22 protein-coding genes are annotated in these 19,487 nt (G+C 66.0%); 10 read left to right on the top strand and 12 right to left on the bottom strand.

Going from position 1 to position 19,487, the window contains the following annotated elements; translation table 11 throughout:
- Positions 1 to 31: 31 nt before the first annotated feature.
- Positions 32 to 709, top strand: a complete 678-nt coding sequence (locus SLG_RS11935) for a rhomboid family intramembrane serine protease (RefSeq protein ID WP_014076728.1) — start codon at positions 32 to 34, stop codon at positions 707 to 709.
- Positions 710 to 743: 34 nt separating this feature from the next.
- Here the strand turns inward: SLG_RS11935 and SLG_RS11930 are convergent, their stop codons facing one another.
- The 5 genes from SLG_RS11930 to SLG_RS22195 form a co-directional block, all read right to left on the bottom strand.
- Positions 744 to 980, bottom strand: a complete 237-nt coding sequence (locus SLG_RS11930; protein WP_014076727.1) for a DUF4170 domain-containing protein — start codon at positions 978 to 980, stop codon at positions 744 to 746.
- Between the two features lie 133 nt (positions 981 to 1,113).
- A complete protein-coding gene (locus SLG_RS21755; RefSeq protein ID WP_014076726.1) occupies positions 1,114 to 1,599 on the bottom strand; it encodes a DUF883 family protein in 486 nt (161 codons plus the stop codon).
- Positions 1,589 to 1,930, bottom strand: a complete 342-nt coding sequence (locus SLG_RS21750; RefSeq protein WP_014076725.1) for a hypothetical protein — start codon at positions 1,928 to 1,930, stop codon at positions 1,589 to 1,591. The genes SLG_RS21755 and SLG_RS21750 overlap by 11 nt, the downstream gene beginning before the upstream one ends.
- Positions 1,927 to 2,301 carry a phage holin family protein gene (locus tag SLG_RS11915; RefSeq protein ID WP_014076724.1) on the bottom strand — a complete coding sequence of 125 codons (375 nt, stop codon included), beginning with the start codon at positions 2,299 to 2,301 and terminating at the stop codon, positions 1,927 to 1,929. Before SLG_RS11915 ends, SLG_RS21750 begins: the two co-directional genes overlap by 4 nt.
- Positions 2,302 to 2,329: 28 nt before the next feature.
- Positions 2,330 to 2,836 carry a hypothetical protein gene (locus SLG_RS22195; protein WP_014076723.1) on the bottom strand — a complete coding sequence of 169 codons (507 nt, stop codon included), beginning with the start codon at positions 2,834 to 2,836 and terminating at the stop codon, positions 2,330 to 2,332.
- 205 nt (positions 2,837 to 3,041) lie between these two features.
- Here SLG_RS22195 and eno point away from each other — a divergent pair, with 205 nt between their 5' ends.
- From eno to SLG_RS11890, 4 genes are all read left to right on the top strand, one after another.
- Entirely contained in the window at positions 3,042 to 4,316 is a 1,275-nt protein-coding gene (gene eno, locus SLG_RS11905; protein WP_014076722.1) for a phosphopyruvate hydratase, read from the top strand.
- Between the two features lie 170 nt (positions 4,317 to 4,486).
- Complete coding sequence (locus SLG_RS11900; protein WP_014076721.1) at positions 4,487 to 4,798, top strand: FtsB family cell division protein; 312 nt, start codon at positions 4,487 to 4,489, stop codon at positions 4,796 to 4,798.
- 124 nt (positions 4,799 to 4,922) lie between these two features.
- Entirely contained in the window at positions 4,923 to 5,996 is a 1,074-nt protein-coding gene (gene pdhA, locus SLG_RS11895) for a pyruvate dehydrogenase (acetyl-transferring) E1 component subunit alpha (protein WP_014076720.1), read from the top strand.
- Positions 5,996 to 7,411, top strand: coding sequence for a pyruvate dehydrogenase complex E1 component subunit beta (locus SLG_RS11890; RefSeq protein ID WP_014076719.1), 1,416 nt, complete (start codon positions 5,996 to 5,998; stop codon positions 7,409 to 7,411). The genes pdhA and SLG_RS11890 overlap by 1 nt, the downstream gene beginning before the upstream one ends.
- A 99-nt stretch (positions 7,412 to 7,510) precedes the next feature.
- Here the strand turns inward: SLG_RS11890 and SLG_RS11885 are convergent, their stop codons facing one another.
- Genes SLG_RS11885 through SLG_RS20420 form a run of 3 tightly spaced genes read right to left on the bottom strand, consistent with a single transcriptional unit; the run spans position 7,511 to position 11,057 of the window.
- Entirely contained in the window at positions 7,511 to 8,170 is a 660-nt protein-coding gene (locus SLG_RS11885) for a TadE/TadG family type IV pilus assembly protein (RefSeq protein ID WP_014076718.1), read from the bottom strand.
- Entirely contained in the window at positions 8,167 to 8,856 is a 690-nt protein-coding gene (locus SLG_RS11880) for a TadE family protein (RefSeq protein WP_014076717.1), read from the bottom strand. Before SLG_RS11880 ends, SLG_RS11885 begins: the two co-directional genes overlap by 4 nt.
- On the bottom strand, positions 8,856 to 11,057 hold the full coding sequence (locus SLG_RS20420; protein WP_014076716.1) for a TadE/TadG family type IV pilus assembly protein: 2,202 nt from the start codon (positions 11,055 to 11,057) through the stop codon (positions 8,856 to 8,858). The genes SLG_RS11880 and SLG_RS20420 overlap by 1 nt, the downstream gene beginning before the upstream one ends.
- Positions 11,058 to 11,205: 148 nt before the next feature.
- Here SLG_RS20420 and SLG_RS11870 point away from each other — a divergent pair, with 148 nt between their 5' ends.
- Together SLG_RS11870 and SLG_RS11865 are read left to right on the top strand one after the other, a co-directional pair.
- On the top strand, positions 11,206 to 11,898 hold the full coding sequence (locus SLG_RS11870) for a hypothetical protein (RefSeq protein WP_014076715.1): 693 nt from the start codon (positions 11,206 to 11,208) through the stop codon (positions 11,896 to 11,898).
- Between the two features lie 25 nt (positions 11,899 to 11,923).
- A complete protein-coding gene (locus SLG_RS11865; RefSeq protein ID WP_014076714.1) occupies positions 11,924 to 12,415 on the top strand; it encodes an EF-hand domain-containing protein in 492 nt (163 codons plus the stop codon).
- Positions 12,416 to 12,440: 25 nt separating this feature from the next.
- Here the strand turns inward: SLG_RS11865 and trmFO are convergent, their stop codons facing one another.
- Both trmFO and SLG_RS11855 read right to left on the bottom strand, forming a co-directional pair.
- Positions 12,441 to 13,799 (bottom strand): methylenetetrahydrofolate--tRNA-(uracil(54)-C(5))-methyltransferase (FADH(2)-oxidizing) TrmFO, encoded by a 1,359-nt coding sequence (trmFO, locus tag SLG_RS11860; protein ID WP_014076713.1) that lies wholly within the window; start codon positions 13,797 to 13,799, stop codon positions 12,441 to 12,443.
- Between the two features lies 1 nt (position 13,800).
- Positions 13,801 to 14,151 (bottom strand): DUF952 domain-containing protein, encoded by a 351-nt coding sequence (locus SLG_RS11855; protein WP_014076712.1) that lies wholly within the window; start codon positions 14,149 to 14,151, stop codon positions 13,801 to 13,803.
- Between the two features lie 120 nt (positions 14,152 to 14,271).
- Here SLG_RS11855 and SLG_RS11850 point away from each other — a divergent pair, with 120 nt between their 5' ends.
- On the top strand, positions 14,272 to 15,171 hold the full coding sequence (locus SLG_RS11850; RefSeq protein ID WP_041391970.1) for an acyl-CoA thioesterase: 900 nt from the start codon (positions 14,272 to 14,274) through the stop codon (positions 15,169 to 15,171).
- Between the two features lie 10 nt (positions 15,172 to 15,181).
- Here the strand turns inward: SLG_RS11850 and SLG_RS11845 are convergent, their stop codons facing one another.
- Positions 15,182 to 16,510, bottom strand: a complete 1,329-nt coding sequence (locus SLG_RS11845) for an MFS transporter (RefSeq protein WP_083853377.1) — start codon at positions 16,508 to 16,510, stop codon at positions 15,182 to 15,184.
- 86 nt (positions 16,511 to 16,596) lie between these two features.
- On the opposite strand from SLG_RS11845, the gene SLG_RS11840 reads away from it, so the two are divergent.
- Together SLG_RS11840 and xrtV are read left to right on the top strand one after the other, a co-directional pair.
- Positions 16,597 to 17,403: a CmcJ/NvfI family oxidoreductase gene (locus SLG_RS11840; protein ID WP_014076709.1), complete on the top strand. Its 807-nt coding sequence runs from the start codon at positions 16,597 to 16,599 to the stop codon at positions 17,401 to 17,403.
- A gap of 145 nt (positions 17,404 to 17,548) precedes the next feature.
- Entirely contained in the window at positions 17,549 to 18,490 is a 942-nt protein-coding gene (xrtV, locus tag SLG_RS11835; RefSeq protein WP_014076708.1) for an exosortase V, read from the top strand.
- A 204-nt stretch (positions 18,491 to 18,694) separates the two neighbouring features.
- On the opposite strand, the gene epsI is transcribed toward xrtV, so the two are convergent.
- Entirely contained in the window at positions 18,695 to 19,420 is a 726-nt protein-coding gene (gene epsI, locus SLG_RS11830; protein ID WP_014076707.1) for an exosortase-associated protein EpsI, V-type, read from the bottom strand.
- Positions 19,421 to 19,487: the final 67 nt, after the last annotated feature.

Here is a 19,487-nt window from a genome sequence, read left to right as displayed (position 1 = left end):
GCCGTTTCGCGGCGCACGAGGTCCAGCTTTCATGTCAGTGACGCTTCCCCGGGGGCCGGCGACGAATATCCTGGCAGCGATCACGCTGCTTGCCTTCCTGCCGGTCCAGCTGGCGGGCGAGACGGATCGTGCCGCCATCCTGGCGGGCTTCATCCCGGAGCGCGTCACGGCGCTGGCGGCGCAGAACATATCGCTGGATATTCCGTGGCTGCCGCTGTGGATCACGCCGCTCAGCGCCACGCTCATCCATTCCGGCTGGCTGCACCTTGCCTTCAATCTGCTCATGCTGGTGTTCTGCGGCCGGTTCGTGGAGCAAGTGCTGGGGCAGGGCAGGACGGTCATCGTCTATCTGGTCGGCGCTTATGCCGCGGCGCTCGGGCAATGGGCGACATCCGCCTTCTTCATGCCGGCCGGTGACGGCGTCGTGCCGATGATCGGCGCAAGCGGCGCGGTGTCCGCGCTGCTGGGCACATATGCCGTGATCTACAGCCAGCGCGGCGTGAGATCGCTGGGGCCGATTCCCGCGCATGTCGTGCGCATCATCTGGCTCGCGGTCGCCTGGACGATCCTGCAGCTGCTCATCGCGTTCGCCGGCGGGTTTGACAGCCTGTTCCGCGGCATCGCGATCGGTGCCCATATCGGCGGCTTCATCGCGGGATTGCTGCTGGCCCGGCCGTTGCTGGCGCGACGCTTCCGCGCCGCGCCCTGACCGGCCAGCGAAAACGACCTTTCGTCGTTCCGCCTCAGCCGACTTGCGGGTCGATCGCTTCGCCGGCAGGGTCGAGCAGGCGATGAAGGTGGACGATGACGTAGCGCATTTCGGCGTCGTCGACGGTGCGCTGCGCTGCGCCGCGCCAGGCGGTTTCGGCACTGGCATAATCGGGGAAGACGCCGATCAGGTCGATCGACTTCAGGTCCTCGAATTCGAGTTTCTGCGGGTCCTTGACGCGCCCGCCCATGACAAGATGCAATAAGCTCAACGGAAATGCTCCCTGGGGTGACCCGCCGGATCCTGTCGAGCCGGCCGGGCTGGCCTCTTGCCTGCGTGGCTAGCAGCGTTGCGCCTGACTGCCAAGACGGCGGCCGGGGCGGGCGTCTGCCTGCGTCTGCGGGCTATTCCTCTCCGTCCTTCGCTTTCCCTTTTGCCGTTCGCGCCTTGCGGGTCAAGACATGCTTGCCCATGCTGGTCGCAGCCTGGCTCGCGACGCGCCGCAATGTGCTGTGGCGCGTGTCGGTGAGGCCAACGAGCATGGCCTTCGCCGCCTTGCTCCCGGCGGCGGCTTTCACTGCCCGGCCCGCCGTCTGCCCCGCCTTGCCGGCGATGGCGATCTTGGGAATGAAGATGGCGAGCACTGCGCCTGCGGCCGCGGCGGCGGCCACGGCGGCGATGGGATGTTCCTGGAACAGGCGATTGGTCTCGGCTGCGGCGCGATAGGTCTTCTCGCGCGTGTCGTCGATCACGGCCTCGCCCTTCTCGCGCGTCGCTGCGATGACTTCGCCTGCCTTGCGGCGGGCCTGGTCGATGCCGTCCATGGCGCGGGCGCGCACCTCGCTCGCAGTGCCGCTGCCATCCCGGTTGTTTTTCTTCTCAGTCGTCACTGCCCGCGCTCCATAGCTTGCGATTGAGCCACACGATCTGCGCCAGTCGTGCGCCGTAGAGCAGCGTTGTGCGCGCGGGTCTCCAGAACAGCAAGGCCACGAATCCGCTCGCGGCCGATGCCATGAGGAACGGATGGCTGCGGATCGACATGCGCGCCTGCAGCTTGGCACTCTCCACTTTTTCGCCGACGGCGGTGAGCGCGTCGTCCTTGAGCCGGCCTGGCGATACCCGCTGGCGGAGATTGCCCAGCGCGGTCGAGAAGCGCAGCCGGGCGAGGTCGGCATGCGCGCGGGCCTGGGCCACTTCCTGCCTCTGCTCGGGTGTCGTCATGGCCTTCCTCCCCTCTTGAGGGCCTGAACGCTGCTGCGCGTCAGCAGGCCGAAGAGGATCGTGGCGGCAAGCGAAACGCCTGCCACGATCAGGGTGGCGCCGAGCCAGCCCACCATCGGTGCCAGCGCAATCACCGCCGCGACGATCAGCATGATGAGCGTCATCACCAGGAAGACGAAGGCCAGCACGCCGAAAGCGAGCGCCCTGCCCAGAATGGCCCCGATGATGGCCGCCTTGAGCTTCGCCCAGGTGAGCTCCGCCTCGGCCATCTCCCGGCCGGACGCCACCAGACGCTCGACGCTTGCCCGGATGGAGCCATCGTCAGCGGTCGGCGCTGCCTGCGCCTCCGTTTCCCCGTCTGGTGTCGTCATGGGTCTGCGTTGGTCCGATTACTGGTTCTTAAGTGTCGTTCGAGGAGCTGCCGCGCATCATCCGCATGAGGACGAAGCCCACCACGGCGGCAGCGCCGATCGCAACCGCCGGGCTCTTGCGCACGAAATTGCGCGCTTCCTCGGCGAGCTGGTCGACATCCTTCTCGTCGAGCGACTTGGCCGCGCCGGCCACCGTCTCGGCCGCCTTGCGGGCATAATCCCCATATTGGGGCCCGAGCTTGGAATCGACGGTCTCCGCGGTTTCCGCGATCAGCTTGGAGAGGCCGGCAAGGGCATCGCCGGTCGTGTTCTTGGCGGTCGTCGCGGCATCGCGCGCGGTTGCCTTGGCCTGTTCGGCGAACTCGCCTGCCTGCTCGCGCCACTTGCCGCCCTCGGCCTCATCGCCGGTGCTGCGCGCCGAAGCGGCCTGCTTCACGGCTGCGACTTTCGTGGTGCTCGGGCTGGCGCTCTTGCTGGCGGCGGTCTTCGTGGAGGGTTTGCGCTTTGGTGTGTCGGTGCTGCTGGTGTCAGACATGATCTTCCCTTTCTGGCAACAGATGTGCCCCTCAAGATCGATATAGCAGGGCCCGCTTTGTTTAACAGACCCAGAGGGCCAATTGTTCCCGGACAATTCTCGCGCCGCGCGATGCGGGGTGGTTCGCGCCATTGCCAATGACGGGTGCGCCCGTTAAGCGGCGGCCCACGCAGAACCAGTGAATTTGCAAGGGAAAGGCCACGGCATGACCGAAATTCTCGATATCCACGCGCGCCAGATTCTCGATAGCCGCGGCAATCCCACCGTCGAAGTCGACGTGCTGCTGGAGGATGGCAGCTTCGGTCGCGCCGCGGTGCCTTCGGGCGCGTCGACGGGCGCTTATGAAGCGGTCGAGAAGCGGGACGGGGACAAGAACGTCTATCTCGGCAAGGGCGTGCTGCAGGCAGTCGCTGCGGTCAATGACGAGATCAGCCAGGTCGTCGTCGGCATGGATGCCGAGGATCAGGGCGACATCGATGAAGCGATGATCGCACTCGACGGCACGGAGAACAAGGCGCGGCTCGGCGCGAATGCCATTCTCGGCGTCAGCCTCGCAGTCGCCAAGGCCGCGGCGGATGCGCGTGGCCTGCCACTCTATCGTTATGTCGGCGGCGTCTCGGCGCATGTCCTGCCGGTGCCGATGATGAACATCATCAATGGCGGCGAGCATGCCGACAATCCGATCGACTTCCAGGAGTTCATGATCATGCCGGTGGGCGCCGAAAGCATTGCCCATGCCGTGCAGATCGGTTCCGAGATCTTCCACACGCTCAAGAAGGGCCTGCATGAGAAGGGTCTCGCCACTGGCGTGGGTGACGAGGGTGGTTTCGCGCCCAACATCGCCTCGACCGTGGAAGCGCTCGATTTCATCATGCAGAGCATCGAGAAGGCCGGTTACCGCCCGGGCGAGAATGTCGTGCTGGCGCTCGACTGCGCGGCTACCGAGTTCTTCAAGAATGGCAGCTATGTGATCTCGGGCGAAGGCAAGACCCTCTCGCCGGGCGAAATGGCCGATTATCTCGCCGACCTCGTTGCGCGCTACCCGATCAAGTCGATCGAGGATGGCATGAGCGAGGATGATTTCGAGGGCTGGAAGATCCTGACCGATCTCATCGGCGACAAGTGCCAGCTCGTCGGCGACGATCTGTTCGTCACCAATCCCAAGCGCCTCGCCATGGGCATCGAGAAGGGCCTCGCCAACTCCATGCTGGTGAAGGTCAATCAGATCGGCTCGCTCACCGAGACGCTGGCGGCCGTCGATCTCGCGCACCGCGCGCGGTACACCAATGTCATGTCGCATCGTTCGGGCGAGACCGAGGACGCGACCATCGCGGACCTCGCCGTTGCCACCAATTGCGGGCAGATCAAGACCGGCTCGCTCGCCCGTTCCGACCGGCTCGCCAAATATAACCAGCTCATCCGCATCGAGGAGGAGTTGGGCGACCGGGCTTATTATGCCGGAGCGTCGATTTTCCGCTGAGCGCGCCTCCGCGACGGTTGACGCATAAATCGCGGGCCGGACTTCCTCCGGGATGGTCCGGCCCGCATTTCGTCTCTCCGGATGCCGTTTTTCTGCCGATTTCAAACCTCTCGTCGCATGGCCTGCATTTTGGGCTTGCAAAGCGGGAGTCGCCGTGATTCCAAGAAGCGATGGCGCAGCTTGCGAAATTGAGATCCCTGTTCGGTTCGGCGATGATGCCGGCCATTGCGATCGTGCTGCTGCTCGTCTTCATCGTCTATGCCATCATCGGGCCCAACGGCATTCTCGCCTGGGGCGATTACAGTCGCCAGCTCAAGCAGCGCCAGTCCGAACTGCGCGTCCTGCAGGCGCAGAAAGCCGCGCTGGCGAACCGCGTGAAGCTGCTCGATCCCAAGAAGGCGGACCCGGACATGGTGGACGAGCTCGTGCGCCGGCAACTCGGCGTCGCGCACCCGGACGAAGTCGTGATTCCGACGAAGTGAGGCGCGGCCCGCTTCGTCCCTCTTTCGGGATCGAGGCGTGCATTTAACCTATCTGGACATTGCGCTCCTGCATGTGCCGTGCCTATAGCTGCACAAAATTTCCACGCGAGAAGGACCTGAAACATTGGCGAAGCCAGCTTCCAGCCGATCGGGAAAGACCTCTTCGGCGTCCTCCCCGCCGCCCGCTGCCGATCATAATCGCGAGCGTCCCGGCGAACCGAAAAGTTACGAGGCCAGCAAGGACGAGCTGCTCGAATTCTATCGGCAGATGCTGCTCATCCGCCGTTTCGAGGAGCGTGCCGGCCAGCTTTACGGCCTCGGCCTGATTGGTGGCTTCTGCCATCTCTACATCGGTCAGGAGGCGGTCGCCGTCGGCATCCAGTCGGCGCTGACGCCGGGCGCGGACAGCGTCATCACCGGCTATCGCGACCATGGCCACATGCTGGCCTATGGCATCGATCCCAAGCTCATCATGGCCGAGCTGACGGGCCGCGAGGCCGGCATTTCCCGTGGCAAGGGCGGCTCGATGCACATGTTCAGCGTCGACCACAAATTCTACGGCGGCCATGGCATCGTGGGCGCGCAGGTGTCGCTCGGCACCGGTCTCGCCTTCGGCCACAAATATAATGAGGATGGCGGCGTGTGCGTCGCCTATTTCGGGGACGGCGCCGCCAATCAGGGCCAGGTCTACGAGAGCTTCAACATGGCCGCGCTCTGGAAGCTCCCGATCATCTACGTGATCGAGAACAACCAGTATGCGATGGGCACTTCGGTGCAGCGCTCGTCGGCCGAGGATCATTTCTACCGGCGCGGCGAGAGCTTCCGCATCCCCGGCCTCCAGGTCGACGGCATGGACGTGCTCGCGGTGCGCGGCGCCACGCAGGAAGCGCTGGAGTGGGTCCGGGCCGGCAAGGGGCCGATCCTCCTCGAGATGAAGACCTATCGCTATCGCGGCCACTCGATGTCCGATCCCGCCAAATATCGCTCGCGTGACGAAGTGCAGCATGTGCGCGAGACGTCCGATCCGATCGAGGGCGTGAAGAAGGCGCTGGCCGAGGCCGGCGTCGCCGAGGACGAAATGAAGGCGATCGACGCTCAGATCCGCAAGATCGTGAGCGAGGCGGCCGACTTTGCCGAGACTTCGCCCGAGCCGGCGCCTGGCGAACTCTATACCGACGTTCTGGTGGAGCAGTATTGATGGGTGTCGAGATCAAGATGCCGGCCCTTTCGCCGACCATGGAAGAAGGCACGCTGGCCAAATGGCTGGTGAAGGAAGGGGACGAGGTCAAGGCCGGCGACATCATGGCCGAGATCGAGACCGACAAGGCGACGATGGAGTTCGAGGCGGTCGACGAAGGCACGATCGAGAAGATCCTGATCGCGGAAGGCACCGACAATGTGAAGGTCGGCACGGTGATCGCGATGCTGTCGGGCGAGGGCGAGGAAACCGCTACACCCGCCGCTGCCGCACCTGCTGCCGAGGCTCCCAAGACCGAGGCGCCCGAGGCCGAGCAGAAGGCCGCGGAGTCCGGCACGGGCGCCGCGCCCAAGGCCGAGAGCGGCACCAGCAATCTGGCCGTATCGAAAGCCGCACCCGCGGCCGATCCCACGCTGCCGGAAGGCACGACCTTCCAGAAGACCACGGTGCGTGAGGCGCTGCGGGACGCGATGGCGGAAGAGATGCGCAAGGATCCGCGTGTCTTCGTCATGGGCGAGGAAGTGGCCGAGTATCAGGGCGCGTACAAGGTGACGCAGGGCCTGCTCGACGAGTTCGGTCCCCGCCGCGTCATCGATACGCCGATCACGGAATATGGCTTTGCCGGTGTCGGCACGGGCGCGGCCATGGGTGGCCTGCGTCCCATCGTCGAGTTCATGACCATGAACTTCGCGATGCAGGCGATCGACCACATCATCAATTCGGCGGCCAAGACCAATTACATGTCGGGCGGCCAGATGCGCTGCCCCGTCGTCTTCCGTGGCCCGAACGGCGCTGCGTCGCGCGTCGCCGCGCAGCACAGCCAGAACTATGCGCCCTGGTATGCCAGCGTGCCGGGTCTGGTCGTCATCGCGCCTTATGACTCGTCGGACGCCAAGGGGCTGCTCAAGGCGGCGATCCGCAGCGAGGACCCGGTCGTGTTCCTCGAGAACGAGCTGGTCTATGGCCGCAGCTTCGATGTGCCGCAGGTCGAGGATCATGTCCTGCCGATCGGCAAGGCCCGCATCGTCCGCCCCGGCAAGGACGTCACGCTGGTGAGCTACTCGATCGGCGTGGGCGTCTCGCTGGAAGCAGCCGAGATGCTGGCCGCCGATGGCATCGATGCCGAGGTCATCGACCTGCGCACGCTCCGTCCGCTGGATACGCAGACGGTGCTGGAGAGCCTCGCCAAGACCAATCGCATCGTCGCCGTCGAGGAAGGCTGGCCGGTCTGCTCGATCGCCAGCGAGATCGCGGCTGTGTGCATGGAGCAGGGCTTCGACGATCTCGATGCACCGGTGCTGCGCGTCACCAATGAGGACGTGCCGCTGCCTTATGCCGCCAATCTCGAGAAGGCCGCGCTGATCGACGCGAAGCGCGTCGTCGCGGCCGCGAAGAAGGTCTGCTATCGCGACTGACCATCGGCAAGATTTGTCGATCCGAGGGCGCCGGTCTGATCCAGTCAGAACCGGCGCTCATCGTTTTCGCCATGCCCTGCTTTTCCGGCTTAACCGCGCTCAGCAGGTGGAGGGCGTCACGCCTTCGCTGTTGTAGATGCCGATTTCCCCGTTGCCGCCGAAGTCGCGGTCGTCGCGCACGGTCATGGCGGCGATGTCCCTGATCTGGCTGGAGGGCAGGAACCGGTCCGAGATCAGCGGCTCGTAATCATAAGCGACCTCGACGAAGATCACGCCGCCGCCGTCCGGGGCGGTCACATGCTGGCCGCTCGGTCCCATGCCGGTCAGGTTCGTGTCGCCCTGCAGCCCGTAGCTGGAAGGATGGGACTTCGTCCCGTAGCAGCGCTGCCAGCGAATCCTGAACTTCCCGGTCGGGTTGGGATTGGCGATCGGTTCGAGGCTGGAGACGATCACGCGCCCGCGCGTCGCGAGCTGCAGCTTGCCCGCCTGCAGATTGGCGCCGATCAGCAGGTCGTTGATCTGCGCCTCGCTGATCTGGGGCGCGGTGAGCAGGCTGTTCGTGCCGATGCGGGAGGCATTGTCGGCGATGTGCAGCGCTACCTGGCTGACCCGCATCTTGGTGATGGCGAAGTTGGTCAGCTCCGCGCCCGCGAGGAACATGGTGAGGATGACCGGCGCGGACAACGCGAACTCGACGGCGGCGAGGCCGTTGCGGTCGCCTTTCAGGCGGGCGATGTCATGGCGCAGGCGCAGCATCATGGCGCGGGCGCTTCCACATTGGGGGCGCCGAGGCCGCATTGGGCGACGGTTGGCGTGCCGGTGCTCGACTGGTCGCCAAAGGGCTGGTTGGAGAGCACTGTCGCTGCGCTGAGCGTCGTGAGCCCGTTGCCGCCGATCAGCCTGTCGATGGGGAACATGCGATCATATTGGATGGTCACGGTGTAGACGACGTTGTCCCGTGCCCCCGCGCGCTCGGCGGAATCGCCGCCGTCCCGGTCGAACCGGCCATTATTGTTGGCATCGACGAACGATTCATAATTGTTGCATTTGCCGTCGCGGAAGGGGCTGCCGACCGCGGAATCGGTGAACTCCTCGGCCTTCGCGGCCGCTGCGTCGGAGAAGGTCTTGTAGAAGCGGCGGTTGAACTTGACGGTGGCCGTCCGATTCAGCGTCAGGAGCTGGTCGCGCACCATCGTGTCGATGGCATCGCGCTGCGTCGTTACCGTCCCTGCCGCCGACTCCAGCGATCCATCCCGCGCCGCCTTCTGCACCGTCCCCTGCAGCACGCTCTGCATGTAGAGGGTGTGCCCCACGTCCAGCGCGCCGAACAGCAGCACCATCAGCGCCGGCGCGATGAGAGCGAACTCGACGATGGTCACGCCGTCCTGCGCGCTTGCGATGTCGCGCGGGTGCCGGCGGGGCAGGGGGATGCGCCGGGCGATCATCAGCTCGTGAGCCTCAGCTGCGCGATTTCGGACGCGATCTGCTTGAACTGCGCGATGAGGGCAGGGGTGTCGCTCGCGCTGAAATATTTGCCGTTGGTCGCGCAAGCCTGGAGGCGCGCTTCCGTTTCCTCGTTGATCCCGCCGCCATAGGAGATCACCCAGAGCGTGATGTTCTTGTTCTTGATCGCCGTGCACAGGCCGGCGAGATGCGCATTCACGATCTTGGAGGTGTGGCTGTTCGTGCCGCTGTAGTTGGAGGGCGCGTAGGTCGTCTGCCGCCGGTCCCACCAGCTGATGCCGTAGCTGTTATAGTCGTCATTGTAGGACATCGTGTCGCCGTCAGTCATGAAGATGATGTGGCGCTGGATGGCGCCGCCGGTCGATGTCGCGGCGTTCTCGCTGGCGAAGATGCCGGTCGGGGAGATGAACCGGGCACCCCAGATCATCCCGATGTCGTGATAGGTGTTCCCTTCCGCATGCAGTGAATCGACATAGGAGACGAAGGAATTGGGCGTGTACCAGGTCTGCAGCTTCTTCGCTTCCGTGCCGCAGTAGTTGTAATAGTTGCGGATGAGATTGCTGGTGGTCGTCACGTCGTTTGTGGTGTTGCCGGACCAGTAACGCGCCCACACGGCATCGGGCAGCATTGGCCCCCAATAGCTGCCCGCCACGCCGGCGCTGGGCACCAGATCGATGTTCATGTCATAGGCCGCCGTCGGGATCGGGCTCCATTCGTCGCTGGGGTCGCCATCGGAATTCTTGACCGTCTGGCGCTCCTCGATGCAGCCGTTCCAGGCGACATTGGTGTTGGCGACGTAGGCGAGAGTCGTGTTCGAGCTGGAGCCGGAGAGCTTCACGGTGGGGCCGCTGGTCGTCGCCAATGGCAGGGCGACCGCATTGTTCCAGCTCGCTTCGCCTGCTTTCAGGCCGGAGACATCATGGGTGACTTGCCGGTAGGTCCAGTTCTGGAACGTGTTTTCATAGGTCGTCCAGCTGATCGGCCGGGTCGAGGTCTGGGTGCGCGTCTTGTCGTAGCTTCCATTGCTCAGCTCCAGCCAGCAGCTGCTCGTGCCGCTGACGCTTTTCCACCGATAGCGATAGCCGGTCACCGTGTGGGGCTCGGTGTCGGTGTAGGTCAGGGTCTGGCTGTTCGCCGGATGGACGGGCGGGTTGTTGCTGGTGTTGCTCAGGCCGGAGCTTGTGTTGCCGGCGACGTCAGTGCGCGCCACCAGCGTGCTGCTGGAGCCGCTCAACGTGTTCAGGCCGGTGCAGTTGGAGGATGTGCGGTCGGAGCGCTGGCGTGAATAGGTGTTGCCGCTGATCGTCACGTTGGAATTGGGTGTGGACCAGCCGGAAAAGCCGCTGGCGGTATTGAAGCTGCTCGGCATGTTGGCGGGCGACCAGCTGCTCCAGGCAGATTTTCCGCTCTCGGTGCCCAGCGTCCAGGCATAGACGGTCTGCACGTTGGCGACGCGGGACTGGTAGTCCCACTGGTCTGCCAGAAATGCGTTCGGCAGGAGCTTGCCGACGTTGACGGCGATGGAATAGGGCACGAAGCCGATGCGGATCTGCGCGGTCTGGGTATAGGATGTGCCGGTCGGGTCGCTGCCGCAGACTTCCGGCGTGTTCACCTTGAGCAGGGCTTCGTAGAAGCACTTCACAGCGCTCTTGAGGCCCAGGATCTTGGCTCCGGCGGCGGGCACATTGCCATTGTTCGAACAGCCTGAGCTGCCTGTGGCGCAGTTCATGGATCCGGTGACGTCCAGCACGAACATGACGTCGGTGTTGGGGATTTCCATCTTGGCGGTGCAGTTCACGGTCAGCGTGCGGGCCGTCATGCCGAAGATGCGCATGATCGTCATGGGTACGGCGACGCTCGCCGTCCCGCTCACCGTGCCGCTGTCTTCGGTGAAGTCCTTGCTGAGCGCGCCCGTGCCGTAGGCGCCTTCCTTGAAATTCACGGCGAACAGTTCGTTGGCTCTGGCCTGGGAGCTCGTCGTGCCGCCGGTCGTCCAGCTTCCCGGGCCCATGGCCTTGCGCCCGGCCAGCGCGCCGGCGTCACAAGCCTGTTGCAGACGCGTCTTGGTCAGATAAAGACGACTCATGTCGACGCCGCCGCCGATCAGCCCTGCGAGCGGGATCATGGCGGCAGCAGCAAGCGCGATGGTATTGCCGCTGACGTCGCGGCCGAGCCGCGTCATCAAGGAACCGCCTGCCCGAATGCGCTTCATGATTGCCCTCACCGCCCCCTTCAGGCCAGCCCGGCCGGAACCCGCGTTCCGCACTGAGCCACCGGTTCCCCTAGCTTGCAGCGGTAGAGAAAGGGCTAACGGCGATGGTTGAGCAGGTATGAACGGCAGCCCGCAGTCCCCTGGGCCGGAGCTGGACCTCCCCCCTCTGCAGCGCCTCCTGCTCGCTTATGCGCCGGCGGATGCCCGGCCGTGGCAAGCGCTTTGCTGGCAGTTCGACCAGCGCCTCGCGCAGGTGGTGCGCCGGGGCGGGGACCCGACCATCACGGCGATCCGCCTTGCCTGGTGGGAAGGGGTGCTGGTGCGGCAGGAGAAGGACAAGGGGGGCGGGGAGCCGCTCGTCGAGCGCTGGCGCGCGATCGCGCCACCCGCTGCGGCGCAGGCAGCCGAGCGGCTGATCGACGGCTGGCGCGTGCTGGCCTCTCCCGAGGCCCTGAGCGCCGAGGATATCGCGGCCCATGGCCTGGCGCGGGGCGGCGGGCTGTTCGGCCTGCTGGCGGCCAGCGCGGAGCCCGCTTCAGGGGCGGACGCGGAGCCCCTGAGCCGCGCGGGCGCTATCTGGGCACTCTGGGACTTTGCCGGCCATGTCAGCGATGCGGGGCTCGCCCGGCAGGTTCTGGCGGTCGCGGGGGAAAGTGCCGGGCCGGCGAGCCTGCCCGCCGGGCGCCTGTTCCGGCCCTTGCGGCTGGCTCATGCCGTCGCCTTGCCGGACGTGCGCGCCGGGCGCGTGCCGGCGGCGGGCTTCACGCTCCGGCATTATGGGCGCTTGCTGCGCGCCTCCCTGCGGGGCTAGTCTCTGCCCATCGGGGGGAGCCGACATGGGACGCATTCTGGCGGGATCGATTGCGACATTGCTGATGGTCGCCGCTGGCCTGTTCTGGTGGCAGGGCGAGGCGGATCGCACCGCGCGCCCGCTGATCGCGCAGGGCGGCGCTCGGGCGCAGGGGCCGGCTCTGCCTGGCGAGGGTGATCCGGCAGCGATGGGCGAGCCGCCCCCCGGCGTGCCGGAAGCGACGCCCCGCACGCGCGAGGAAAAGCGCTTCGACCGTTATGACCGCAATCGCGACGGCATCATCAGCCGCGCCGAGATGATGGGCAGCCGCGCCGCCGCTTTCCGCAAGCTGGACAAGGACGGCAACAATCTCCTCTCCTTCGAGGAATGGGCCGTGCGCACGTCTGATCGCTTCGCCGGTGCCGATGCGAACGGCGACAGCAAGCTCACCCGCGCCGAATTCGCCACGACCGCGCCCAAACCCGCCAAGAAATCAACCCGCCCGACACAGGCCTGCGCCTGCGACGAGGAGGAATAGCCGCTCGCAGGTCCAGCCCTCGCGATCAGGCGCTCACCGCCACCCTGTTGCGTAGGGCCTGCGTCTGCCATGCCGCCAGTGCCTCGCGGGCACGGTCGGTATAGCCGCGCTTGCGGTCCTTCTTGCGGATATCGTCCGCGAGCGGCGGGAACAGCCCGAAATTGACGTTCATCGGCTGATAGCTGCCTGCGTCGGCGCCGCCGGTGATGTGGCCGAGCAGCGCGCCGAGCGCGGTTTCGGCAGGCGGCACGGCCAGCGTTTCCCCGGCGATCTGCGCTGCGGTCATGAGGCCGGCGAGCAGGCCGACGGCCGCGCTTTCGACATAGCCCTCGCAGCCGGTGATCTGCCCGGCGAAGCGGATGTGCGGCGCGGCGCGCAGGCGCAACTGGCCGTCGAGCAGCTCGGGGCTGCGGATGAAGGTGTTGCGGTGCAGCCCGCCCAACCGCGCGAACTGCGCATTCTCGAGGCCGGGGATGGTCCGGAACAACTCCACCTGCGCTTCATATTTGAGCTTGGTCTGGAAGCCGACCATGTTCCACAGCGTGCCCAGCGCATTGTCCTGCCGCAGCTGGACGACGGCATGGGGCCAGCGTCCGGTGCGCGGATTGTCGAGGCCAACGGGCTTCATGGGCCCGTGGCGCAGCGTCTCCGGCCCGCGCTCGGCCATCACCTCGATGGGCATGCAGCCCTCGAAATAGGGCGTATCCTTTTCCCACTGGCGGAATTCCGTTTTCGGCCCCGCCAGCAGTCCCGCGACGAACGCGTCATAGCGCGCCTTGTCCATCGGGCAATTGATGTAATCCTTGCCGTCCCCATCGGGAGAGCCCTTGTCCCAGCGGCTGGCCTTCCATGCGATCGACATGTCGATGCTGTCGGCATGGACGATGGGCGCGATGGCGTCGAAGAAGGCGAGCTGGTCGCGGCCGGTGGCCCCGGCGATCGCGTCCGCCAGCGAGGGGGCGGTGAGGGGACCGGTCGCGACGATGGTCAGCCCTTCCGCCGGCAGGCCGTCCACGCGCTCGCGCACCAGTTCGATCAGCGGATGATCCATGATCGCCTGCGTCACGCCCTGCGCGAACCGGTCTCGGTCCACCGCCAGCGCGGAGCCGGCCGGCACTTTCGCCGCGTCGGCCTTCGCCATCACCAGCGATCCGAGCGCGCGCATCTCCTGATGGAGCAGCCCCACGGCATTGCTGTCGGCATCGTCCGAGCGGAAGCTGTTGGAGCAGACCATCTCGGCCAGCGCGTCGGTCTGGTGAGCCGGCGTCATGTCGCCCGCGCCGCGCATTTCGGAAAGGCGGACCCGCACGCCCGCCTGCGCGAGCTGCCATGCCGCTTCGCTGCCCGCGAGGCCGCCGCCGATGATGTGAACCTGATGCGTCATGTCAGTCGAATCCTGCCGGGAAGACGTGCTTTCCGTCGGGCCCTAGGCGCAACTTGCTGTGCCCGGCAACGGCGCCAAGGGGAATGGTGCCATAAACATGGGGGAACAGCGCGCCGCCGCGCGAGACTTCCCACTTCACCAGATCGCCGAGCGGTTGCAGGTCGACCATGGCGAGGATGGTGGGGTCCACCTGTGCGAACCATTTGGCCGCCGTCTCGCGCACCTGGTCCCGCGTGGAGAGGTGGATATAGCCATCGGCGATGTCGACGGGCGATCCCTCGAACGTGCCTGATTCGCGCCACCGGGTCCATTCCTCGGGTGGCAGCAGCTTGAAAGCGAAGAAATCTGTCATGCCGGGACGCTACGGCAAGGGCCTCGATGCGTCCAGCGCTTGCCTTGCCATGCGTTATGGACGCATTTTCCCCCGGCCATGCCCGGTCCCGGGCTTTTCGATGAGAATGAAGACGCAGGAATGAACCAACCGATGCCCGATGTCGCCTGGCTGACGCAGGCCCTCATTCGCTTGCTGGATGTCACGCCCGGCGAGGAGAAGGATCATTTCACGGGCGCGCGCAAGCCGGGCGGCGTGGGGCGGGTGTTCGGCGGGCAAGTCGTCGGGCAGGCGCTCATGGCTGCCGCGCGCACCGTGCCGGAGGACCGGCCGGCCCATTCGCTCCATTGCTATTTCATGCGGCCGGGCAGCGAGGATCACGAGATCGACTTCGCGGTCGAGGCGGACATGGAGGGGCGGGCCTTCTCCAATCGCCGCGTGGTCGCGCGCCAGCAGGGCAAGCCGATCTTCAACATGATCGCGTCCTTCCATCGGCGGGAGAGGGGGCCGGAGCACCAGAGCGCCATGCCTCAGGTGCCGCCGCCCGAGGATTTGCGCAGCCTGCGCGAATTGCTGGCGACCTACGATATTCCCGCCGGCCCGGCCCTGCGCGCCATCGCGACCCAGCCAAGCCCCATCGAGTTCCGTCCCGTCGGGCCCATCCAGTCCGGCCTGCTCGACGAGATGCGCGCGCCGCATGCGGAATGCTGGATGCGCATCGGCACGGGCGGGCCGCTCGGCGTCGGTCAGCCGCTGCAGCGCGCTCTGCTCGCCTTCATGAGCGACCTGTTCCTGCTCGGTACGGCCTATCGGCCTCATGGCCTCCAGATCGCCGGTCCCGGCGTCATCAGCGCGAGCATCGATCACAGCCTGTGGCTGCACAATGACGTGGAGTGCGGGGACTGGCTGCTCTACGCGACCGACAGTCCCTTCGCGGGCGATGGCCGGGGCTTTGCGCGCGGGCATTTCTTCGCGCGGGATGGGCGGCTACTGGCAAGCGTTGCGCAGGAAGGCCTGATGCGGTTGCGCGAGCCGGGCTGAACGGGGCCGGTCAGCCCCGGCTCATCGCGCCATGCACGGCGGTTTCCCGCATACGCCAGTAAGCGATGAGCGAGAGCGCGCACATGCCGCTCACATAATAGAAGAACAGTGCCTCGTGGCCGACCTGCACGAGCCACAGCGCCATATATTCCGCCGTGCCGCCGAACAGGGCATTGGCGATGGCGTAGGGCAGCGCCACCCCCAGCGCGCGGATGTGCGGCGGGAAGAGCTCCGCCTTCACGATCGCATTAATGGACGTATAGCCCGAGACGACGAGCAGCCCGGCCAGCACCAGCCCGAAGGCGCCCGCCGCGCTCGTCGCCTGGCCGATGGCGGTGAACAGCGGCACGGTGAGCAAGGTGCCGGCCAGCCCGAAGCCGATCAGCAGCGGCCGCCGCCCGATGCGATCGGACAAGGCGCCGAAGAGGGGCTGCATCAGCATGAACACCCCGAGCGCCGAGGCCATGATGATTGTCGCCTGCGGGCGGGTGAAGCCGGCCGAGTTGACCAGATATTTCTGCATGTAGGTGGTGTAGGCATAGAAGGCGAGCGTGCCGCCTGCGGTGAGCGCGATCACCAGCAGCGCCTCGCGCGGATGCTCCCGCACCAGCGCGAAGCCGCCGGAGCGGCGACCGCTCGCCCGCGCTGCCGCGAAATCGGCGGTCTCGTCGATCCGGCGCCGCAGGTAGAAGACGCCGAGCGCCAGCATCGCGCCGATGACGAACGGCACGCGCCAGCCCCATTGCTCCATCGCTGTCTCGCTGAGCATGGTCTGGAGGCTGAGCTGCACGGCCAGCGCCGCGAGCTGCCCGCCGATCAGCGTGACATATTGCCAGCTCGAGACGAGACCACGCCGCCTGGGGCCGGCCATTTCCGCGAGATAGGTCGCGCTGGCGCCATATTCGCCGCCCACGCTCAGTCCCTGCAGCAGCCGGGCGAGCAGCAGCAGCGCCGGTGCGGCGAGGCCGATGGTGTCCGCCGTCGGCATGAGGCCGATGAGCAGCGATCCCCCGCCCATCAGGCTCACCGAGAGTGCGAGGCCGGCCTTGCGGCCATGCCGGTCGGCATAAGTGCCCATCAGCCATGCGCCGATCGGACGGACGAGGAAGCCGACCGCGAAGATCGCGGCGGTGCTCAGCAGTTGCGCGGTCTGGTCGCCGGCCGGGAAGAAGCGGCTCGCGAAATAGACGGAGAAGGCGGAATAGACGTACCAGTCATACCATTCGACGAAATTGCCGAGCGAGCCGCCGACGATCGAGCGCAGCGCCCTGCCCCGGGCGAAGTCCTGTCTGCTGTCCGGCAAGCTGTCCGTCCCGTCGCCCGATTGTCCTCGGCGCATAGTGGAGAGGGTGGCGGCCCTTTGTCGAGTGGCAAAAGCCTTCCTTCGGCCGGGCATTTGCTTTAATCTGCCTTGCTGTGGGAGAGATGGTCCAGACAGAGCAGACGGATCGTGGCGCCGCCTGCATCAATTACGCCGCGCGCACTGGCGGTCGGCCCCGTTATCATGCCAATGACCATGGCAGGGATACGGTAGTGGTCGCGCCGCACTTCATGCCGCTGGTCGATGGTCGCGCGCAGGCGCTGGACCTGGACGACCAGGGCTTCATCCTCGTGCCGCATGTCCTGGAAGTCGATCCGGCGGAGGAAGCGCAGCGTCCTGCTTATGCTGCGCAGGTCGAGGCCCTGCTGCGCAGCGTCACCGGCGCCGATGACGTCGTGGTTACCGGCAAGCCGATCCTGCGCTTCTCCGAGCGCTCCGGCCGGGCGGGATCGAGTGATAACAGCCATCCCGCGCGCTTCGCCCATGTCGATGTCAGCCAGGCTACCGGCGCGGATTTCTCCCGCCGCTCGCAGCCCCGGCCCGGCGCCTATTCCCGCGCGGCGCACTACAATGTCTGGCGCGTGCTCTCGCCGGCGCCGCAGGACGTGCCGCTCGCGCTCTGCGATGCGGGAAGCCTGCGGGGCCGGGAACTCATCGAGGCGGACGCGATCTTCGACAGTCCCGCCGGGGACTGGAGCTTCGAGGGCTATGTCGTTGCGCATGATCCCGCGCATCGCTGGCACTGGTTCCCGGACATGACGCCCGACGAGGCCATTGTCTTCAAGACCCATGACAGCGCGCCGGATGTCGCCGGATGCGTGCCGCATGTGGCCTTCGACGATCCGGGATGTCCCGATGATGCACAGCCCCGGGTCAGCGTCGAAATTCGGGCTATCGCTTACTGGTGGTGAAATTCATATGAGGCAGTCAGTATAACCGTGGTTATATCCGTAGGTTCTTGTCCGTGGGGGGTACTATTCGCTATGGCGATGGTCAGGCAGTCATCAGCTCTTAACGCCCCGTTGATAGGCTTGCGGCCCCGAGCAAAGAGTTGACATGGCGACCGACGCATCTCTCGTAAAGCAGAAGAGCTTTCTCCAGTCGATGTTCGACTGGCTGACCGCGAACCCGATCCTCGCGGCCGGCATATTGTCGGTCATCGTCCCGACCCTGGCGCTCGTGGCGAACGAGAGCTGGTCGACCGAACAGGGCGCCCATGGGCCGATCGTGCTGGCGACTGGCCTCTGGCTGCTGCTGCGCGAGTGGCAGAAGGCGCGCCCGCTGTTCAGGCCGGCGCCGGCGTGGACCGTCGCGGTCGTCTTCGTGCCTTTGCTGCTGCTCTATTTCGTGTCGCGCGTCAGCCACATCGTGGAGACGGAGGGCTATCTCATGTATGGCCTCGTCGTCGCGACCCTGTTCAGCTTCGTGGGCTGGGCGGCGATCAAGCAGATGTGGTTTCCGCTGATCTACCTGCTCTTCGTGCTCCCGCCGCCCGACACGCTGGTGGCGATGGTGACCAATCCGCTCAAGATTTTCCTCTCGCAAGGCGCGGTGTCGCTGCTTTACCATCTGGGCTATCCGACGGCCTCTGCCGGCGTGACCATCCAGGTGGGGCAGTATCAGTTGCTCGTGGCCGAGGCATGCGCCGGACTCAACTCGCTGATTTCCCTGTCCGCGATCGCGCTCTTCTATGTCTATCTGCGGCATCACGCGAATGTCCGCTATGCGCTGCTCATGTTTCTCGCGATCGTTCCGGTCGCGGTGTTCGCCAATTTCGTGCGCATCCTGCTGCTGGTGCTGCTGACCTATCATGGCGGCGAAGCAGCGGCGCAGGGCTTCCTGCATGATTTTGCCGGCATGACCATGTTCATGACCGCGCTCATCACCATCTTCGCGATCGACCATCTGCTCGGGCTGCTCTGGCCCGGGCTCAAGAATCCGAAGGACGCGACGCCCCCGCCGCCGCCGGCCGAGCAACCCGCCACCGGCACTGCCTGAACTCGCGCATAACCCCCTGCCGCAAGCAGCGGGGTGAGGCGCACTCAGGGCGTTCGCGGCGCGCTTGTGACATGCAGGCTCTTGCTCTCGCCGGCAGGCGCCAACGCGCGGTTGCCGGATCGCGTGATCCGTCTCATCTCATGATGGTGCGTGATGCGCGGCGTTCGCTCCGGCGCCTTGGCGGCGCGGGAGCGGGGCAGGGGATCAGGCGTTGCCGATGAGGAGCCGGCGCGTCTGCGGGCCGCCGGCGGCCATCATGCCCGTGACGAAATCGGTCATCTGCTTGACGGACTGGTCGCCATCGTCATTGATGACGGACATGCGCAGCAGCAGGCCGTCGGCGAGATAGCCCTCGACATTGGCTTTGGTCATGGCGAGCCGCTGGCCGGCCCAGCTCTGCGGGAAGTCCTCGCCGATGCGCGTCCAGTAGAGGATGTTCTCGGTCCGCGAGCCCATGGTGGCGGTCACGGTGCGCGCCGGGATCTCGTCACCGCCCGGCAGGCCGATTTCGACCGGCCGGCTGCGGTCGATCGAGAAGCCCGAGGCATAATAGCAGATTTCCGGCCGGTGCAGCTGCACGTTGTTGAGCTGCATGCTGTTGTAGGCGGCCAGGAACATCACTGCGGCGTTGGTCTTCGGGTTGACGTAGGTCCGCGTCAGGATGTGCTGATAGAGCTTGTCGGCCAGCTCGCTTTCGGGCGGCAGCACCAGCTCGCTCACATTGTTGGGGCGCCAGTCGCCGAAGGTTGCCGGGAACAGCGCGCTGAACTGCTTGTCATTGAGGTCCGGGTAGCGCCGCTTGGGCGTGCGCGCGAAGGCGAGGCCGCTCACCGCGAGCAGCGCGCCGCCCATGATGATGTGCCGCCGGTTCAGCCTGCTGGATTGTGCTGGCGTTTCCTCGCCCGGGAAAATCTTGCCTTCGATGGACACGCGTTACCTCTCTTGAGCCTCGCCGGCATGATAGCAGCAATGCGGGCGGCGAAAAACCGGCAATCGT

Source organism: Sphingobium sp. SYK-6, assembly GCF_000283515.1.
Lineage (GTDB): Bacteria > Pseudomonadota > Alphaproteobacteria > Sphingomonadales > Sphingomonadaceae > Sphingobium > Sphingobium lignivorans.
The sequence above is the reverse complement of the archived record's forward strand: the minus strand, read 5'-3'. Positions and strand labels throughout refer to the sequence as shown.

Bases quoted from the DNA above. Each gene is read 5' to 3' on its own strand.
- SLG_RS11870 (WP_014076715.1), top strand. From the start codon at position 11,206: ATGAACGGCAGCCCGCAGTCCCCTGGGCCGGAGCTGGACCTCCCCCCT.
- SLG_RS22195 (WP_014076723.1), bottom strand. From the start codon at position 2,836: ATGTCTGACACCAGCAGCACCGACACACCAAAGCGCAAACCCTCCACG.
- SLG_RS11850 (WP_041391970.1), top strand. From the start codon at position 14,272: ATGAACCAACCGATGCCCGATGTCGCCTGGCTGACGCAGGCCCTCATT.
- SLG_RS11890 (WP_014076719.1), top strand. From the start codon at position 5,996: ATGGGTGTCGAGATCAAGATGCCGGCCCTTTCGCCGACCATGGAAGAA.
- SLG_RS11845 (WP_083853377.1), bottom strand. From the start codon at position 16,510: ATGCGCCGAGGACAATCGGGCGACGGGACGGACAGCTTGCCGGACAGC.
- SLG_RS11865 (WP_014076714.1), top strand. From the start codon at position 11,924: ATGGGACGCATTCTGGCGGGATCGATTGCGACATTGCTGATGGTCGCC.
- SLG_RS11855 (WP_014076712.1), bottom strand. From the start codon at position 14,151: ATGACAGATTTCTTCGCTTTCAAGCTGCTGCCACCCGAGGAATGGACC.
- eno (WP_014076722.1), top strand. From the start codon at position 3,042: ATGACCGAAATTCTCGATATCCACGCGCGCCAGATTCTCGATAGCCGC.
- xrtV (WP_014076708.1), top strand. From the start codon at position 17,549: ATGGCGACCGACGCATCTCTCGTAAAGCAGAAGAGCTTTCTCCAGTCG.
- SLG_RS11880 (WP_014076717.1), bottom strand. From the start codon at position 8,856: ATGATCGCCCGGCGCATCCCCCTGCCCCGCCGGCACCCGCGCGACATC.
- SLG_RS11935 (WP_014076728.1), top strand. From the start codon at position 32: ATGTCAGTGACGCTTCCCCGGGGGCCGGCGACGAATATCCTGGCAGCG.
- SLG_RS20420 (WP_014076716.1), bottom strand. From the start codon at position 11,057: ATGACGCGGCTCGGCCGCGACGTCAGCGGCAATACCATCGCGCTTGCT.
- SLG_RS11900 (WP_014076721.1), top strand. From the start codon at position 4,487: ATGGCGCAGCTTGCGAAATTGAGATCCCTGTTCGGTTCGGCGATGATG.
- SLG_RS21750 (WP_014076725.1), bottom strand. From the start codon at position 1,930: ATGACGACACCCGAGCAGAGGCAGGAAGTGGCCCAGGCCCGCGCGCAT.
- SLG_RS11915 (WP_014076724.1), bottom strand. From the start codon at position 2,301: ATGACGACACCAGACGGGGAAACGGAGGCGCAGGCAGCGCCGACCGCT.
- trmFO (WP_014076713.1), bottom strand. From the start codon at position 13,799: ATGACGCATCAGGTTCACATCATCGGCGGCGGCCTCGCGGGCAGCGAA.
- SLG_RS11885 (WP_014076718.1), bottom strand. From the start codon at position 8,170: ATGATGCTGCGCCTGCGCCATGACATCGCCCGCCTGAAAGGCGACCGC.
- SLG_RS11840 (WP_014076709.1), top strand. From the start codon at position 16,597: ATGGTCCAGACAGAGCAGACGGATCGTGGCGCCGCCTGCATCAATTAC.